Here is a 16,319-nt window from a genome sequence, read left to right as displayed (position 1 = left end):
AATCAAAAGGAAACATTCATGGAACATACCCTGCCACCACTGCCGTACGCGATGGACGCGCTGCAGCCGCACATCTCCAAGGAAACCCTGGAATTCCACTACGGTAAGCATCACCAGGCTTATGTCACCAACCTGAACAACCTGATCAAGGGCACCGAGTTCGAAAACCTGTCCCTGGAAGAAATCGTCAAGAAATCCTCCGGCGGCGTGTTCAACAACGCAGCCCAGGTGTGGAACCACACCTTCTACTGGAACTGCATGGCGCCTAACGCCGGCGGCGCGCCTACCGGCGCCGTGGCTGACGCCATCAACGCCAAGTTCGGCTCCTTCGACAACTTCAAGGCTGAATTCACCAAGTCCTGCGTGGGCAACTTCGGCTCCGGCTGGACCTGGCTGGTGAAGAAGGCTGACGGCTCCGTCGAGATCGTCAACACCTCCAACGCGGCCACCCCGCTGACCGGCGCCGACAAGCCTCTGCTGACCTGCGACGTATGGGAACACGCTTACTACGTTGACTACCGCAACGCACGTCCAAAGTACGTCGAAACCTTCTGGAACCTGGTGAACTGGAACTTCGTGGCCAAGAACTTCGCTTAATCGCGAAACTTTGCCAAGCAAAAAGCTCGCATTCCGCGAGCTTTTTTTATGTGGAAAACCAATGGCCGACAACAAAAAGACAGAAGACCGCATCATCATCGACCAACTTGGCGCCATCGTCATCCTCTTCGGCATCATTGAAATTTGCTGGGGAATGTATGCCGCGCCCAAAGGCCAATTCAAACTGAATTGTGGGCTTTTGCTGCTTGGGCTTGTAATCCTCTTCGGCAATTTGCGCATCGTTTCCGGCGTGCGCTGGCTGGGCTGGCTCGGCCTGGCCCCCGCCATTGCCGGACTTCTATCGGTCTTTTTCACGACGCCAGCAGGATTGATCCAGACAGCGCTCCGGCTTGCCCCTCTCCAGTTTCTCGCCGATCAAGTGCCGGGTCTGGTGGCGTTCGCCATCGTTATCCTGGTGATCCGCCAGCTTGGCAGCGCGCCGGTATTGGCGGCGCGCGCCAGCACCGGCCGCAAGCCGCGCGACATGCGCATTCCATTTGCCTTGGGCGTGGTACTCGCTGCCGTCCTGGAAATCACGGCAGCCATGGCCCTGACCGGGGACAACGCCCGGAGGGCGGAACGGCTGGTCGCTGAGCGAATGGGACCGAACTACCAATACCATACGGTCGCCATCGGCGTCAGCAGCGGCAGCGAGAATTACGTCCAGGCCTCTGTCCAGGCATGGAACGAGAATGAGCTGCTGCTCATTCCCGTGCGCTGGGAAAACTGATTCCCTTAAATACTGATGACCACCTTGCCGAAGTGGTTGCCGGAAGCGAGGTATTGGTAGGCTTCGCGGGCCTGGTGGATGTCGAACACGCGGTCCACCACTGGCTTGATATTGCGCTGGGAGACCAGGCGCGACAAGTCTTCCTGCATTTTGCGGCTGCCGACGTAGATGCCACTCATGCTCTTGCCGCCGATGACGATGCCGAGCAGCTGGATGGCGGTTTAGAAGCCGCCACCGAGGCCGCCGATCACGGCCACCTTGCCGCCCATGCCGACCGAAGCGATCGAGCGCGCCAGCGTATCCTGCCCGCCCACTTCCAGCACCAGGTCAACAACCTTGCCATCCGTGGCACGCAGGACTTCGTCCTGCCACTCAGGGGTCTTGCGGTAGTTGACCAGCACATCCGCCCCCAATTCGCGCGCCCGTTCCAGCTTGGCATCGCTGGACGAAGTGACGATGGTGCGCACGCCGGCCGCTTTGGCCAGTTGCAGCGCCCAGATCGATACGCCGCCGGTACCCAGCAGCAGGACTGTGTCGCCCGCTTTCAGGCCGCCTTCAACGAACAGCGCATTCCAGGCCGTCACGCCGGCGCAAGTCAGCGTCGCCGCTTCTTCGTAGCTCAGGTGGGCCGGCACCGCAGCCAGGCCGCCTTCATGGATCACGAGTTCTTCCGACAGCACGCCGGCGCCGCCAGCGCCAAGGGTTACCGCAGTTTTGATGGGCGACACCTTGCCGTCTTCCCACTCAGGGAAAAAGGCCGTTGCGACGCGGTCGCCGACGCGGAAGCGTTTCACACCAGGCCCCACCTCAACGACTTCGCCAGCCGCATCGGAACCCGGCACCACGGCGCCCTCGCCGCTGGTCGGATAGCTGCCGTGCGCCACCATCAGGTCGCGATAGTTCAACGCCACGGCGCGCACTTTGACGCGCACCTCTTGGTGCTGCAATTCGCGCTTGGACAGTTTAATGGCTTCCAGGCTTTCGATACCTGCGCCTGGCGTGATTTGGTAAGCATGCATTGGGAACTCCTTACAAGTTGTGGTTCAGTGCAAAGAACTATATAGTTTCCTTGTGATCCACAGTGGTGGAGTTTTCTCGACACATTGTCGCCAAAATGGAAACAATATGAATGAACGCCTGAATGGCATCAACGTCTTCGTGCAGGCTGTCGAAGCCGGCAGTTTTTCGGCCGCCGCCGTCAAGCTGCACCAGACCCGTTCCGCCGTGGCCAAGTCCATCGCCCGGCTGGAAGAACGCCTCGGCGTGCGCCTGTTCCACCGCACCACGCGCAGCCAGAACCTGACCGAGGCCGGACAGTCCTATTACGAACGCTGCGTGCGCGCGCTGGCCGAACTCGATGCGGGCGAAGCCTGCATCGGCACTGGCCGCAGCGAGCCAACCGGTCGCCTCCGAATCAGCGTGCCGGTGCTGTTCGGCCGCCAGTTCGTGGCGCCGCTGATGATGGACCTGGCGCAGCGCTACCCGCAACTCGCCGTCGACATCTCCTTCAGTGACCGGGTGGTGGACCTGGTGGACGAAGGCTTCGACCTTGGCCTGCGCGTCGGCCCGCTGCCCAACACCACCAGCCTGGCCGCGCGCCACCTCGGCCACCAGCGCATGCTGGTCTGCGCGTCACCGTCCTACGTCAAGGAGCACGGCGCACCAAAAGATGTGCAGGAAATCCCGCAGCACGCAGGCATCGTCTATTCTCGTGGCCGGGTCGTAAAGGAATGGACGGTCGCCATGGCCGGCGGGCGCACGCTGGACCTTCTGCCGCAGCAGCGCATGCTGTTGGACGATTTGCAGGTGATTGCCGATGCGGCGGCGCGCGGCATGGGCCTGGCATGGCTGCCGTGCTGGCTGGTCGCACCGTATGTGAAGCGCGGCGAACTGAAGGTGCTGTTCGATTGCGGGGTGATGGAAGCCTCGCGGATGCACCTGGTGTGGCCGCATACCCCTTACATGCCCGCCAAGCTGCGTGTCGCGATCGACAAGCTGCTGGAGGTCACCCCCATCTACCTGGCAAGTGCGGAGGAGAACTCCGCCATACCGCGCGTACGCCAGCGCAAAGACAAGCCGAACACAAGGTCGTAATGGCCGATACCGCGAGGGTCGCTCGCATGGTTGCGCCATTGTTCACGTTGCGCGGATGCGTCATGCAATAGCGCTTGCCATCGATGGCCTCTGTCGCCAGCTTGTCGATCACGCCGTCTTCAGACTGATGCTTGAAGACCGTTGCGGTGACGCCGCCGTTCCGCGCGAATTGCCACGTTTTTCCTCTGCAAAACCGGCTTTTGCAGCGGTTGACGGATCGCGAAAACTGCAGCGGTTTTTGCCGTCCAAAAAACAAGCTTGATATCGAAACCGGTATGAAAAACCCGGAAAAAGTCATTAGCTTGGCCATTGCTGTATCTCTAACATGGGTTCAGAGCAATACCAGTTGAGAAGCAAATTTTTCCATAACTAGAAACAGAGGAGACGTATGAATTCGCAAGTATCTGCACGCCCTTTGGCCTTGAAGCTGACCGTGTCTGCCCTGATGGGCGCAGGCTTGCTCAGCAGCGCCTCGGTGTGGGCGCAAGCGGCCGCCGACAAGACCGAACCGGCTGACACCTCGACCGTGGTCGTCACCGGCGTCAAGGCATCGCTGATCAAGAGCCTGGCAATCAAGCGCACCAGCGACCAGGTCCTGGAATCGGTCGTTGCAGAAGACATCGGTAAGCTGCCCGATAACAATGTCGTCGAGGCGCTGCAGCGCGTCACAGGCATCCAGGTCACCAACCGCGCCGGCGGCGAAGTCGGCACCATATCGATCCGTGGCCTGCCCGACCTCCAGACTACCTGGAACGGCCGCAATATTTTCACCGCGTCCGGCACTCAGGTCGCATTGCAGGACATCCCCTCGACCCTGGTTCGCGAGATTGACGTCTACAAGACGCGTGACGCCAGCCAGCTGGAAACCGGCATTGCAGGCCAGGTGGACGTCAAGTCGCTGCGCCCATTCGACTTCAAGGGTCCCAAGGTTTCGCTGTCGGTGCGCGAGACCTATCTCGATCCTGCGAAAAAGGCGAACCCGCAGCTCAGCGCCATGTTGAGCAACCGCTGGGAAACCGGCATCGGCGAAGTCGGCGCCCTGGTCAATGTGTCCGCTACCAGGACGAAATACCGCAACGAAAGCGTGACGCCGGGCGCCATGGTGCCGTTTGTCAGCCCAAATGCCGCCGAAGTCCCCCCAGGTTACACGCCCTTGCAGCGCATCTTCGACAACAACATCTGGACACCTGGCACCCATACTGGCTTGCCGATGGCAGAGGGTTCTACGCTGAATTTCAACGGCAAAGCTTATCCGTATTACCTGGCGCGAGATGCTGTTTTCCAGAGCGACGTGGAGGGGGAGCGCAAGCGTCCTGCCGCCAATATCGCCTTGCAGTGGAAACCGAATGCTGATTCGGTCTACACCTTCGAATCGATGTACAACGGTTATCGCGACAAGTCTTTCAACCGCTTGCTGTTCAGCTTCGTCGACTGGTGGGGGGACCTCGGCAGCAACCCGGCAGGGACGATTACGACGTTCCCGGGAACGAATGTCATCAAGAGCCGTACCGTCAATAACGTCTATGGCTTCAACAGCGGCGACTACACCACGTCGGCAACCGATTCCTACGTTTATGCCCTGAACGGCAAGTGGGATATCGGCGACCGCCTGAAGCTGGAGGGTGACCTGTCGTACCAGACCAGCAAGTACCACTCGGAATTCACAGCCACCCGGATCGATCGCGTTGCACCGTCGATTAACGTCGACTTCAATGCCGGCGGCAACAACACCGCCTTCCATTTCAACAACGATGCCGACCTGGCCGATCCGTCCAAGTGGAATGTGGCGCAGTTCTACGATAATGCCAACCGCAATCAGGGCAGCGCCGCGACGGCCAACCTGACCGGCGTCTACGATGCCAACTGGGGCGCGCTGCAGACGATCCAGTTCGGCGCGCGTTTCGACGACCGCAAGGCATCCGAGGCCAACCGGACACAATCGGCCTTCTTGGGCCGCAACCTCGCCTCACTGGGTCCGCAGTATTCCTCCACCAACGCGAACTTCGGCACCGACATCTCGGACGTTCCGCGTTCATGGGTGGAACCCAATGCCTATTACATCCGCGACAATATCGACGAGTGGCGCAAGCTGTATAACTCGGCCGATGCAAACTTCCTGACGACGGACAAACTGAGCCTGCAGAAGACGTTCGAGGTCGATGAGAAGACGAACAACCTCTTCCTGATGGGGAATACCCAGAGCGAGCTGTTCGGCCGCCGCCTGCGCGGCAATTTCGGCGTGCGCTACGTCAAGGTCGATACCGACATGACCTTCTATAAGGTGGATGCCACCACCAAGGCCGTGACGCCGTCCAGTGCCAGCAAGTCGACCAGCAAGGTCCTGCCCAGCATGACCCTGATTTACGACGCATCCCCGGACGTTGTGCTGCGCACCAACTACGGTGAGACACTGCGCCGCCCGAACTTCGGCGACCTGAATCCTGTCCTGCAGCTTGGTGACGATGTGTCGAAAGTGGGTTATGGCTCGGGCAGCGGCGGCAATCCGGACCTGAAGCCGACGCGTTCCAAGAACCTCGACCTGACGGCTGAATGGTACTTCCAGAAGGACAGCGCACTCTACGGCACTGTGTTCAAGCGTAAGATCGACGGCCTGGTCGTGAACTTGCGCCACAGGGTGCACGTCGATCCGGCCAACGACCCGTTCCGCAACTCGACTTCGGGCGGCGACCACACGAACGGCTACGACTACGTCATCAACTCGCCTGTCAACGCCTCCAACGGCACGATCAAGGGCGCCGAGCTCGGCTTGATCTACTTCCCGAAAGGGCTGCCGAGCCTGCTGGACGGCCTGGGATTCCAGGGCAGCTATACGCGGCTCACCTCGTCGCAGAACGTGCCTGACGCCAATGATGCCGGCGTCATCGTCGCCCAGCTCGAGACACCGTTCTTCGGCGTCTCCAGGAGCTCGTACAACGCCACCCTGGCCTACGAGAAGGGCCCGCTCAGCGCGCGCTTGTCTTATGTCTGGCGCTCCGGCTTCCTGGCCAGCAACGAAGCAGCCTTGTTTGCCAATCCGATCGGTATCTGGCGCCATCCGGAAAAGAGTGTGGACTTCCAGGTCTCTTACAAAATCAACGACAACATGTCGTTCGATATCAGTGGTGTCAACTTGACGAACGAAATGCAACAGCAGTATTACCATTTCGGCAATGCTGGTAACGCCCAGGTGAGCAATTTCGGCACGGTCCAGGTCGGACGTTCGATCTCGGCAGGCCTCCACTGGAAGATGTAAGCCCCAGCGGTCGAGAAGACCACACTGGCGAGACAGGGCGTTGCTCGGTTCACTCCGGCAACGCCCATTTTCATTAGACTTGACTTGCCCTGGCGCCGCCGTGCCGGGCCAGCGCCAGTTCGCTGCAGCTTTTCAGCGGCCGCGTTCGACGTCGTCGCGCTCTGGACGGGCGCCGTCGGGCAGCGATTCAACGTGATCGACATCGATATCGCCGCCGTCCGGCGCCGGTGTATCGCCGCCCACACTGGCGCGTTCACCGGTGCCCTCGGCATCGGTATCGCTGTCGAGTTCGGTGTCCCGGGGGCCTGGCGGGCGTGCGCCCTGCAGGTCACTGCCGGAATCGGATGAATCGCTGGGGCCGAGCGCCCCGGTGCCATGGCCCTTGCGCAGTTCGCGATCGGGCTCGACTGGCATATTGTCCGGATCGAGGGTACTGGTACCTGACATGATGTCCTCCTGTTTGCAATAATTTAACAAATACCGCATCCAGGGGGCGCAGTGTTGGAAGATGCCAACACTATGTTACTCAGGCAATATTATAGAAATATCTTCAGTTTTATTAGCTTTGTACCAAATTTTCACCGTATGTATAAGGTTTTCCCAAGATGTAGCTATCAAAAAATACGCAACTAATGCTTACGCCGGGCTTACGTTTGGCGCTTGATACAGATCAAAATCGCATTTACCTAAGGTCAAGACTAGTACAATTCAGGCTTGAACAAATTGCACAGGAGTGCCTGCAGAATGAGTAGTTTTGACGCAACAAACAAGCGCCTGAAAAATATTCATACTCGCATCCCCGAATTCCCGGAAGACCTGGTACGCCTGCTGCGCATGACCTATCACGTCCAGAAACGCATGAAAGATCTGGCGAATTCGGTATTGCGCAAGTATGACCTGGTCGATGCCAGCTACATGGTGCTGGCGGTGCTGTATGGTTCGGAGAACGAGACGTCGACCGCATCCAACCTGGGTGAAGCCTGCATGGAAAAGCCGGCCAACCTGACCCGGGTCTGCAACGATCTGGAAGCGCAAGGCCTGATCACCCGCGGCAACCGCCCGGGCGACCGCCGCTGCGTGATGATCACCCTGACCGACGCAGGCCGCAACCTGATCGAACTGGTGATGCCGGAAGTCTGGACGCGCACCACGCGCGCTTATGAAGGCTACAACAGCGACGACATCCGGGTGCAGGAACAGCTGTTCAAGCGCCAGCTCGCCAACCTCGACGTCACCGCCTGACGAGACGTAAAAAAGGGGACGCGCGTTAAAAAGGGGACGTACCCCATTTCCGCTTTGCGGAAATGGGGTACGTCCCCTTTTTAACGCGCGTCCCCTTTAGTCTTATTACTTCTGGGGCTTGGTGTGTTTCATCGCGTAGATGAGGTGCTCCCACCAGTGTTCGCGTGACTGTACGCCCAGCATGCACTGGCGGTCGATCTCGTCCTTGAAGACCCTGTCGCGGCATTGCATGTTCATCAGCGCATTGCGCTGGTTTTCCGCATTGACCACGGCCACCACCAGCCAGAACACCAGCCCGCTCAGCAGGACCACCAGGGTCCAGGCCAGGTGATTGACCCAGGTGTGCTGCACCAGGCCGGCCTCGTCCGGAGCCGATTCCCTGTATGCGCGCATCACGCCTTCTTCACGATCTTCCATGGTTTACTTTTTCGTTGCTGCGACTTTGGCCACCAGGTAGTCCGCTACGGCGATGGCTGCTGCCTGCGACTGCTCTTCCGGCTGGCCAGGGCGGCCGGCCAGGGTTGGTGAAGTCATATAGCGGCCATCGATGATCAGGGTCGGTGCATATTCCACCTTGTACTGGCCGATCAGGCTACCGATACGCTTCATTTTAGACTCGACGCCGAACGATTTATAGACGCTTTCGTACTTGGCCTTGTCGACGCCGGCGCTGACCACCACGGCAGTCACGTCTTCTTCACGCATCAGGCGCTTGTGTTCCTTGTGGATGGCGTCAAACAGCTTCTGGCTGGCGATTTCCGGGGTGCCCATGGTTTCCAGGGTCACGTAGGCGCGTGCCAGCGGGTCTTTTTCGTTGCGGGCAAAGTGGATGCGGCGGAAGTGAATCTTGTCGGCATTCTGCTTGACCCAAGCCGAGATGCGCGGCTCGAGCGCATTGCAGTGCGGGCAAGTGAACATGAAGAATTCGATGACTTCAACCTTCTTGCCAGAAGCTTCGGTCGGCACTGGGGAAATGGTCGTGTATTCAACGCCCTCTTTCGGCTCGGCGGCGTAGGCGCCGGCGGCGGTGAACATCAGGGCGGCAGAGGCAATCAGCAGTCGCAGCAAGCGCATGGTCATCCTTACAGATAAATGGTAAACGCCGCGAGATTACCATTTTTTGCGCGCTGTGATCAGCCCCGCCGGCCAAAATGGCGCCGACGGGGCTTTTTTAAGCCTGCTTTAAGCGCTTAGAAGTCGTAGCGCGCCGATACTTTCAGTTGGCGGCCGTTGTCCGGGTAGATACCGCCGCGGCAGGAGAAGGCCTGGCTGTAGTGCTCCTTGTCGAACATATTGAGCGCGGTCAGGGCCAGCTCCCACTGGCCGAACTTGCGCGCATAGCGGCCGTCGACAGTGGTGTAAGCCGGCATGCGGGCGTCGCAGCTGTTGTCGAAATCGCCGCCGTAGCGCTGCTTGCCGACGCGCTGTACGCCGATGTCGGCGCTCTGGCCGTCCGCTGGCAGCCATGCCAGGCGCACCGTCACGATGTTCTTCGGCACCAGCGCCAGTTCGCGGCCGGCGTTCGGGCCGGAACGGAACTCGGCGTCAACCATCTGCAAGTGGCCTTGCAACTGCCATTCCTTGGCGAAACGGTAGCTGCCATCGAGCTCGAAGCCCTTGCGCTGGGTCGGGTCGAGGTTGGTGTTGACGCTGAACGGGCCGACCTTCGCAAAGTAGATCTCGTTTTCCAGGCGGGCGCGGAAGATGCGTGCGTCGATCTTCGCTGCGCCTTGCGCGTAGCCGAGGCCAAGCTCGGCGTCATGCGAAGTCTGGGTTTCGAGCGGCTTGTTCGGCAGCAGGGTAAAGCCGTTTTCGTCGGCGTTGGCGACGCGGTAGCTCTGGCCAAACTTGGCCCAGGCGGTCAGGCCAGGTGCGGCCAGCATGCTGCCCTGGACTTCCCATGCGTTGTGGGATTGCTTGACGTTGTAATTCGAACCGAATCCGCTGGTGTCGACGGAATCCTTGTCGAACAGTTCGCGGCGCACGCCGCCGGCAAGGCGGAATTGCTGCGGACCGGCGAATTTCACTTCGTCGCGCACGTAGAGCGCCTTGCTGCGCTGGGTGGTATCGGCCAGCGCATTGGTCACGCGGTTCCAGTGTGCGAAGTCGAAGCCGGTCACCAGTTCGTTGAGCAGGCCATCGAACTGGCCCAGGTGGCGCAGGCGCGGGGAGAACTGAGTCTGCTTGCTGGTGGCGGCATACTGGTAAGTGCCGAACGAGCTGACGTAGGTGGCGTCCATGTCGCGCTTGCGGTGCGACAGTTCTGCGGCCAGGTCGAAGGCGCCGACCTTCTTGTCCCAAGCTGCGGTGTAGCGGTCGCTGTTCAATTTGCCGAAGTCGTCCGGGCTGGTGCTCATGCGCGGGTTGGCCTGGAACTCCGCCTCCGACAGGCTGCCGGCAAAGCGCTGGTCCTGGCGTGCAATATCGGCACGCAGGGACATGCGGCCGAAGTCGCCGTTGAATTGCACGCCGCCGTTAAAGCGCGACTGCTTGAAATCGGCGTTGTCGCGGTAGTTGTCGGTACGCTGGTGGCCGGCCGAGGCATCGATGGCGAAACCGTCGAAGCTCTGCACCACGCTGGCGCGCGCTTCGCCGCTGTTGAACTGTCCCAGTTCGGCGAAGACGTTGCCGCTATGCTCGCCGGCGCGCGGACGCCTGGTGACGATATTGATCACGCCGCCGGTGGCGCCCTCCCCATACAGGACGCTGGCGCCGCCGCGCATGATGTCGATATGCTCCACCATGTCGATCGGGATGTTGGACAGGATCGGGCTGGCCAGTTCGTTCTCGTTCAGGCGCACGCCGTCCAGCACGATCACCGCGTTCTGGTCGCCATTGGTGCCGAAGCCGCGCAGGTCGAGGCTGAAGTCGTCCGGGCTGCCGATCAGGCTTTGGCGGCCGTACACGCCGCCGATCTTGCGGATCGCTTCGTTGACGCTGGAAACGCCGGCATTGCGGATTTCGGCCGCGGAAATGGTGGTGGCGCCGATCGGCAGCAGCGATGGATCGCTGGCGAAGCGCGAACCGGTAATGACGACGGTGTCGGATTGGGCTTGGGCCGGTGCGGCGAAGCACAGGGCTACAGCTGCGGCCAGGGCGCAGCGCGAGGTGATGAAGGTCATGATCAAACAGTAGAAAGAGTATCCGCCTGCGTCCCCGCAGCCGGAATCCACAGAAGACGCACCCTGCGCGGGCGCGCTTCCACCTCCCTGGCCGGTATCCGGGCTGGCAAGACTGACCGTTCCACCTTCCTGCTGTCGTGACTGAGCGCAGTGGCTATTGGCGCGGCCTGCCGTCATCAAGACGGCGCTTGCGTACCGTTGCGGGGGCAGCACTATGCGTTTCCCGTTTAACTGCACCCATGAACAGGGTGCGGGCACCAAGGCGCCGACATTATATAGCAGCCGGTTTCGCCCCTTGAAAATATTGGCAATTAACTGATACTCGGGCTATATTTTCGCGTTGCAAATTATTTAATGGAGACATATGCGCATCGCACAAATATTGGCTGCGGTCGCCCTGCTGGGTGGCGTAGCGGTCCAGGCCACGCTGTGGGCGGAAGGCGGTACCCCCGCCACCGTGCCGGAGGCGGGCGCCGGCATCCCGCTGGCGCCGGCCAAAGCCGCCGCCGTTACCCAGCCTAGCGCCGCCGGCGCCTGGGGCGGCATCCGCAGCGGCCAGGAAGCCACGCTGTCCGACCGCGTGGTGGACTACAAGATCGAGGCCAGCCTGGACCCGGTCAAGCACACCGTGGACGGCAAGCAGCGCCTGACCTGGCGCAACCGCAGCAACGAGCCAGTGCGCAGCGTGTATGTGCACCTGTACCTGAACGCTTTCCAGAATGCCGGCAGCACCTTCTTCACCGAGCAGCGCAAGAGCGGCACGGGCTTCCGCACCGGCGTCGACACCAAGGACGGCGACTGGGGCTATATGGAGCTGCGCAGGGTGCAGCAAGGCGGCGCCAACGTGCCGTGGACATATGTGCATCCGGACGGCGGCCCGGCCACCGACCAGACCGTGGTGCGCATGGACCTGCCGCAGGCGGTGGCGCCGGGCGGCAGCACCACGCTCGATATCAATTTCTTCGACCAGTTGCCGCGCGTGGTCGCGCGCTCCGGCTACTTCGGCACCTTCCACCTGGTAGCGCAATGGTTCCCCAAGATTGGCGTGCTGGAATTGCCGGGCGAGCGCGGCGCCACCGCGGTGCGCTGGAATGCGCATGAATACCACGCGCAATCGGAGTTCTACGCCGACTTCGGCGCCTACGACGTCAAGCTCACCGTGCCCAATGCCTTCACCGTCGGCGCCACCGGCGAGCAGCAGGGCGAGCCTGTCGAAAAAGACGGCAAGAGGACCTACCACTTCATGCAAGGCGACGTGCACGATTTCGCCTGGACCGCCGACAGCCGCACCGCCAAGCCGCTGACCAGCACCTGGCATGGCGAAGGCAGCCCGGAAGTGAAGATCACCGTGCTGTTCCCGCCGGAATACGCTTCGCATGCGGAGCCGGCGCTGAAGTCGACCAAGGACTCGCTGGACTACTTCTCGCGCACACTGGGCCCCTACCCCTACAAGACTGTGACGGTGGTGGTACCGCCCTACAACGCCAACGAAGCGGGCGGCATGGAGTACCCGACCTTCTTCACCGCCGATAATTTCGGCGACGTCTCGCCCGGCACCATCGGTGAAGCAGGCCTGGACTTTGTCACCATCCACGAATTCGGCCATGGCTATTTCTACGGCATCCTGGCCAACAACGAGTTCGAAGAGCCAATGCTGGACGAAGGCCTGAACGAGTATTGGGACAACCGCATGCTGCACGCGATCGGCCGCAAATACTATGCCGCCAGCAGCCTGACGCGCCGCCTGGGCTTTGCCCCTCAGGTGGACTTCCTGCACATCGAGCGCCTCGGCACCCCGCGCGATGAACCCGCCGACCCGATTGGCCAGAATGCCTACGACCGCCTGCAGGGCGTTGGGCCGGTCTACTCGCGCACCGCGCTGGCCATGCACGACCTGGAAGCCCAGCTGGGCAAGGAAGTGCTGGAGCGCTCCTTCAAGGAGTTCTACCGCCGCTGGAAATTCCGCCACCCGAGCATCGCCGATCTGCGCGAAACGCTGGCGGAAGCAAGCGGCCAGCGCGCGCTGGTGGAAAAAGTCTTCGCCCAGCAGGTCTACAGTATCGAACGGGTTGACGACCGCGTCGCCAAATTCAGCAGCGACGAACTGGTGCCGCTGCCAGGCATACACCTGGTGAACGGCAAGCGCGCCGAGCTGACCGAAGACCAGGCCGAGGAACAGGCGGACAAGCAGCGCAAGGCGTGGGAGAAGGCGCATCCGGATGCCAAGCCCGGCACCGGTCCCTTCCCTTACCTGACCAGGGTCACTGTGCGCCGCCGCGGCGCCGACGTGCCGCAAGTACTGGTGGTGGAATTCGCCGACGGCAGCAAGGAGACCGTCAACTGGGGCGGTGCGGAGCGCTGGCATACCTTCGAGTGGACCAAGCCGGTGAAGGCGGTTTCGGCCCGCATCGACCCGGACAACAAGAACCTGCTCGACGTGAACAAGCTCGATGACAGCCGCACCCTGAAGGCCGACGGCAGCGCCGCACGCCGCTGGACCTTCGACTTCGCCGCCATTATCCAATCCCTGATTGCCCTGATTGCCACCGTATGAAGCTGACCACCAATTTGAAAAATGCGGCCCGCGCCGCCCTGCAATGGCGCCTGCTGCTGGTGTGGCTGGCCGCGGTGCTGCTGCCCGCCCTGCTGTTCGCCCTGCCCGTCTGGAGTACGCTGTCCGAGCTGCTGAACCATTCCGTGCGTGCGCCCGAACTGGCCCGTGCGCTGGACCTGGTCGCCGTCACCGACGTGCTGAGTGAATTGCGGCGCAACGCAGTCGCACTGCAAGCCGGCGCCCTCGCCGCGCTGGCCCTCACGCTACTACTGTCACCCTTCCTCACCGGGGTGATCACCACTGCCGGCCGCGCGCAGGAAACGGCGCGCTTCCGCGAGCTGTTCGCTGGCGGCATTGCGGAATATCCGCGCATGTTTCGCATGCTTCTGTGGGCCATCGTTCCGCTGGGCGTCGCCCTGGCCATCGGCGGCGCGCTGGGCGAGGCGGCAGAGAAGCATGCGTTGACCGTGGCACTGGAATCCGATGCCTCGCACTGGACGACTGCGGCGCACATCGTTACCGTGATCCTGCTGTTGCTGGCCAACCTGACCCTGGACGCGGGCCGCGCGCAACTGGCCATCGATCGCCGCCGCACCTCCGCCGTCAAGGCCTGGTGGTGGGGCGTCAAGCTGCTGCTGCGCCGTCCCGCTGCCATGCTGTGCGTTTATCTGGTGCTGACCGTCGGCGGCCTGCTGCTGGTGTCCGTGCTGGCCGTGGCGCGCCTGCAGGTGGCAGGAAGCAATGCCTTGCTGCTTGCGGCAGCCTTCGTGCTGGCCCAGCTTATCGCACTGACGCTGGCCTGGATGCGCGCGGCGCGCCTGTTTGCGCTGATGTCGGTATCTGCAGCGAATCGCTGACCGGAGTATATTGGTGGGCATGTCTACCTTGCCCACCTTCTTCCTGTCACACGGCGGCGGCCCCTGGCCCTGGATGCGTGACCAATTCGGCAACGCCTACGACCAGCTCGAGGCATCGCTGCGCGACTTGCCGCGCCAGGCTGGCGGCAAGCCGAAAGCCCTTCTCGTTGTCACCGCGCACTGGGAAGGCCGCGACTTCCTGCTGTCATCGTCGGCCAGGCCGCCGATGATCTATGACTATGGCGGTTTCCCGCCGCATACTTACCAGATCCAATATCCTGCTCCCGGTTCGCCGGAGCTGGCGCAACGCGTGGCTTCGCTGCTGGGCGATCGCGCCAGGCTTGATCCGGCGCGGGGGTTTGACCATGGCACGTTCAGCGCCATGTATCCGGCGTTTCCGGAAGCGGATGTACCGATCGTGCAGCTTTCGCTAAGGCATGGGCTGGATCCGGCCGAGCACCTGGAGATCGGGCGCTTGCTGCGCCCTTTGCGCGATGAGGGTGTACTGATCGTGGGCAGCGGTTTGAGTTACCACAACCTGCGCGCTTTCAATGCCGTGGGGGCTGAGGCGTCGCACGTGTTCGATGCCTGGCTGCGCGAGACCATGGCGGAGGCGCCGGCGGAACGTACCGCGCGCTTGCTGGAATGGGAACGGGCCCCGGCTGCGCGCATGGCCCATCCGCGTGAGGAGCATTTGCTGCCCTTGATGGTGGTAGTGGGTGCGGCGGAGGATGCGGTTGCGGAAGTGGTGTATCACGAGGACCGCTTCATGGGGGCGCTGGCGGTCAGCAGCTTCAAGCTGGGCTGAAACCGGTAAACCGGTGTCAGACCCGCAGGGTCCGACACCGGCCCGCGGCCGCCGCGTGTCAAGTGTCTACCCCTGCGGGTCTGACACTGAGGTACCGGTTTCAGGTACCCCGCTTGCCCTTCATGCGCTCGGCTTCTTTTTCAGCCGCCTTGCGCTCCGCCTCTTCAGCCTTGATACGTTCAGCCTCGGCATGCGCCACCAGGGCCTCTGCGCGCGTCGCCGGCGTCTCCAGCGAAATCCGCCCCAGCGCCCCGCTGCGGTAATCCTGCAGCAGCATGTGCGAGGCCTTCTCGAAATCCCAATCCCCGCCCTTCAAGCGGTAGCTGCGCAGCTGCGCCACGCGCTCGATCAGCGCCACGCCATCCATCGCCGACACGTCCGCCTTGTAGCGCGCCTTCAGCAAATCCGGATAGCGCTTCAGCAATTCTTCCGCCAGCCACACCGCCACTTCCTCCTCGATCAGCGCATTGGCGCCGATCGCGTGCGAGGCCGCCAGCGCCATACCATCGGAAGGCATTTCGATCTTCGGCCACAGCAAGCCGGGCGTATCGATCAGCACCGTTTCCAGATCGAGGTAAATCTTCTGCTGCTGCTTGGTGACGGCCGGCTCATCGCCCACCTTGGCCACGCGGCGCTTGAGCAGCGCGTTCATCAGGGTCGACTTCCCAACGTTGGGAATCCCCATGATCATCATGCGCAATGGCTTGGTCGGTTCATTGCGGTGTGGCGCCAGCTTGCGCGCCTTGGAGATCACCTTGGCGACGTCGGACGGCTTCTTGGTGGTCATCGCATAGGCGGTGACGGTCTTGTCCTGTTCGAAATGTCGGATCCAGGCCGCGGTGGCGTCCGGGTCGGCCAGGTCGATCTTGTTCAGGATTTTCAGGCAAGGACGCTGGCGGAACTTGCGCAGTTCCTCCACCAGCGGATTGCAGCTGGCCGCAGGCAGGCGCGCGTCAACCACTTCGATGACGACATCGACGTCGGCCATCTGTTCCGCCGCCTTTTTCTTGGCGGCGTTCATATGCCCGGGGAACCATTGGATAGACATGCTCTTGCCTTACG

At 61.8% G+C, this 16,319-nt stretch carries 14 protein-coding genes, 1 pseudogene and 1 riboswitch; of the genes and pseudogenes, 9 read left to right on the top strand and 6 right to left on the bottom strand.

Annotated features, from left to right (window positions below):
- Nucleotides 1-18 precede the first annotated feature (18 nt).
- The gene (gene sodB / locus GM658_RS08605; protein ID WP_155453603.1) at nucleotides 19-597 is read left to right on the top strand and encodes a superoxide dismutase [Fe]; all 579 of its coding nucleotides are present in this window, start codon (nucleotides 19-21) and stop codon (nucleotides 595-597) included.
- A gap of 61 nt (nucleotides 598-658) precedes the next feature.
- Nucleotides 659-1,327, top strand: a complete 669-nt coding sequence (locus GM658_RS08600; RefSeq protein WP_155453602.1) for a hypothetical protein — start codon at nucleotides 659-661, stop codon at nucleotides 1,325-1,327.
- Between the two features lie 5 nt (nucleotides 1,328-1,332).
- Here the strand turns inward: GM658_RS08600 and GM658_RS08595 are convergent.
- A pseudogene (locus GM658_RS08595) lies at nucleotides 1,333-2,346 on the bottom strand (zinc-dependent alcohol dehydrogenase family protein).
- Nucleotides 2,347-2,452: 106 nt separating this feature from the next.
- Here GM658_RS08595 and GM658_RS08590 point away from each other — a divergent pair.
- From GM658_RS08590 to GM658_RS08580, 3 genes are all read left to right on the top strand, one after another.
- Nucleotides 2,453-3,421 carry a LysR family transcriptional regulator gene (locus GM658_RS08590; protein ID WP_155453601.1) on the top strand — a complete coding sequence of 323 codons (969 nt, stop codon included), beginning with the start codon at nucleotides 2,453-2,455 and terminating at the stop codon, nucleotides 3,419-3,421.
- A 131-nt stretch (nucleotides 3,422-3,552) separates the two neighbouring features.
- Nucleotides 3,553-3,771 (top strand): hypothetical protein, encoded by a 219-nt coding sequence (locus GM658_RS08585; RefSeq protein ID WP_155453600.1) that lies wholly within the window; start codon nucleotides 3,553-3,555, stop codon nucleotides 3,769-3,771.
- Between the two features lie 38 nt (nucleotides 3,772-3,809).
- Nucleotides 3,810-6,674: a TonB-dependent receptor gene (locus tag GM658_RS08580; RefSeq protein WP_155453599.1), complete on the top strand. Its 2,865-nt coding sequence runs from the start codon at nucleotides 3,810-3,812 to the stop codon at nucleotides 6,672-6,674.
- 132 nt (nucleotides 6,675-6,806) lie between these two features.
- Here GM658_RS08580 and GM658_RS08575 read toward each other — a convergent pair whose 3' ends face one another.
- The gene (locus GM658_RS08575) at nucleotides 6,807-7,121 is read right to left on the bottom strand and encodes a hypothetical protein (protein WP_155453598.1); all 315 of its coding nucleotides are present in this window, start codon (nucleotides 7,119-7,121) and stop codon (nucleotides 6,807-6,809) included.
- Nucleotides 7,122-7,418: 297 nt separating this feature from the next.
- Between GM658_RS08575 and GM658_RS08570 the strand changes: the two genes are divergently transcribed.
- Entirely contained in the window at nucleotides 7,419-7,916 is a 498-nt protein-coding gene (locus GM658_RS08570; protein ID WP_155453597.1) for a MarR family winged helix-turn-helix transcriptional regulator, read from the top strand.
- Nucleotides 7,917-8,021: 105 nt separating this feature from the next.
- On the opposite strand, the gene GM658_RS08565 is transcribed toward GM658_RS08570, so the two are convergent.
- The 3 genes from GM658_RS08565 to GM658_RS08555 form a co-directional block, all read right to left on the bottom strand.
- Entirely contained in the window at nucleotides 8,022-8,333 is a 312-nt protein-coding gene (locus GM658_RS08565; protein ID WP_170298736.1) for a hypothetical protein, read from the bottom strand.
- 3 nt (nucleotides 8,334-8,336) lie between these two features.
- Nucleotides 8,337-8,990: a thiol:disulfide interchange protein DsbA/DsbL gene (locus GM658_RS08560; RefSeq protein WP_229416821.1), complete on the bottom strand. Its 654-nt coding sequence runs from the start codon at nucleotides 8,988-8,990 to the stop codon at nucleotides 8,337-8,339.
- 116 nt (nucleotides 8,991-9,106) lie between these two features.
- Nucleotides 9,107-11,038 carry a TonB-dependent receptor gene (locus GM658_RS08555; RefSeq protein WP_155453596.1) on the bottom strand — a complete coding sequence of 644 codons (1,932 nt, stop codon included), beginning with the start codon at nucleotides 11,036-11,038 and terminating at the stop codon, nucleotides 9,107-9,109.
- A 72-nt stretch (nucleotides 11,039-11,110) separates the two neighbouring features.
- Nucleotides 11,111-11,315, bottom strand: a riboswitch (cobalamin riboswitch).
- 87 nt (nucleotides 11,316-11,402) lie between these two features.
- Between GM658_RS08555 and GM658_RS08550 the strand changes: the two genes are divergently transcribed.
- The 3 genes from GM658_RS08550 to GM658_RS08540 are packed head-to-tail and all read left to right on the top strand — an operon-like array spanning nucleotide 11,403 to nucleotide 15,257.
- Entirely contained in the window at nucleotides 11,403-13,592 is a 2,190-nt protein-coding gene (locus tag GM658_RS08550) for a M1 family metallopeptidase (protein WP_155453595.1), read from the top strand.
- Nucleotides 13,589-14,449 carry a hypothetical protein gene (locus GM658_RS08545; protein WP_155453594.1) on the top strand — a complete coding sequence of 287 codons (861 nt, stop codon included), beginning with the start codon at nucleotides 13,589-13,591 and terminating at the stop codon, nucleotides 14,447-14,449. Before GM658_RS08550 ends, GM658_RS08545 begins: the two co-directional genes overlap by 4 nt.
- 19 nt (nucleotides 14,450-14,468) lie before the next feature.
- Complete coding sequence (locus GM658_RS08540) at nucleotides 14,469-15,257, top strand: DODA-type extradiol aromatic ring-opening family dioxygenase (protein WP_155453593.1); 789 nt, start codon at nucleotides 14,469-14,471, stop codon at nucleotides 15,255-15,257.
- Between the two features lie 100 nt (nucleotides 15,258-15,357).
- Here the strand turns inward: GM658_RS08540 and ylqF are convergent, their stop codons facing one another.
- Nucleotides 15,358-16,305, bottom strand: a complete 948-nt coding sequence (ylqF, locus tag GM658_RS08535) for a ribosome biogenesis GTPase YlqF (RefSeq protein WP_155453592.1) — start codon at nucleotides 16,303-16,305, stop codon at nucleotides 15,358-15,360.
- Nucleotides 16,306-16,319: the final 14 nt, after the last annotated feature.

Source organism: Massilia eburnea, assembly GCF_009720745.1.
GTDB lineage: Bacteria > Pseudomonadota > Gammaproteobacteria > Burkholderiales > Burkholderiaceae_D > Rugamonas > Rugamonas eburnea.
The sequence above is the reverse complement of the archived record's forward strand: the minus strand, read 5'-3'. Positions and strand labels throughout refer to the sequence as shown.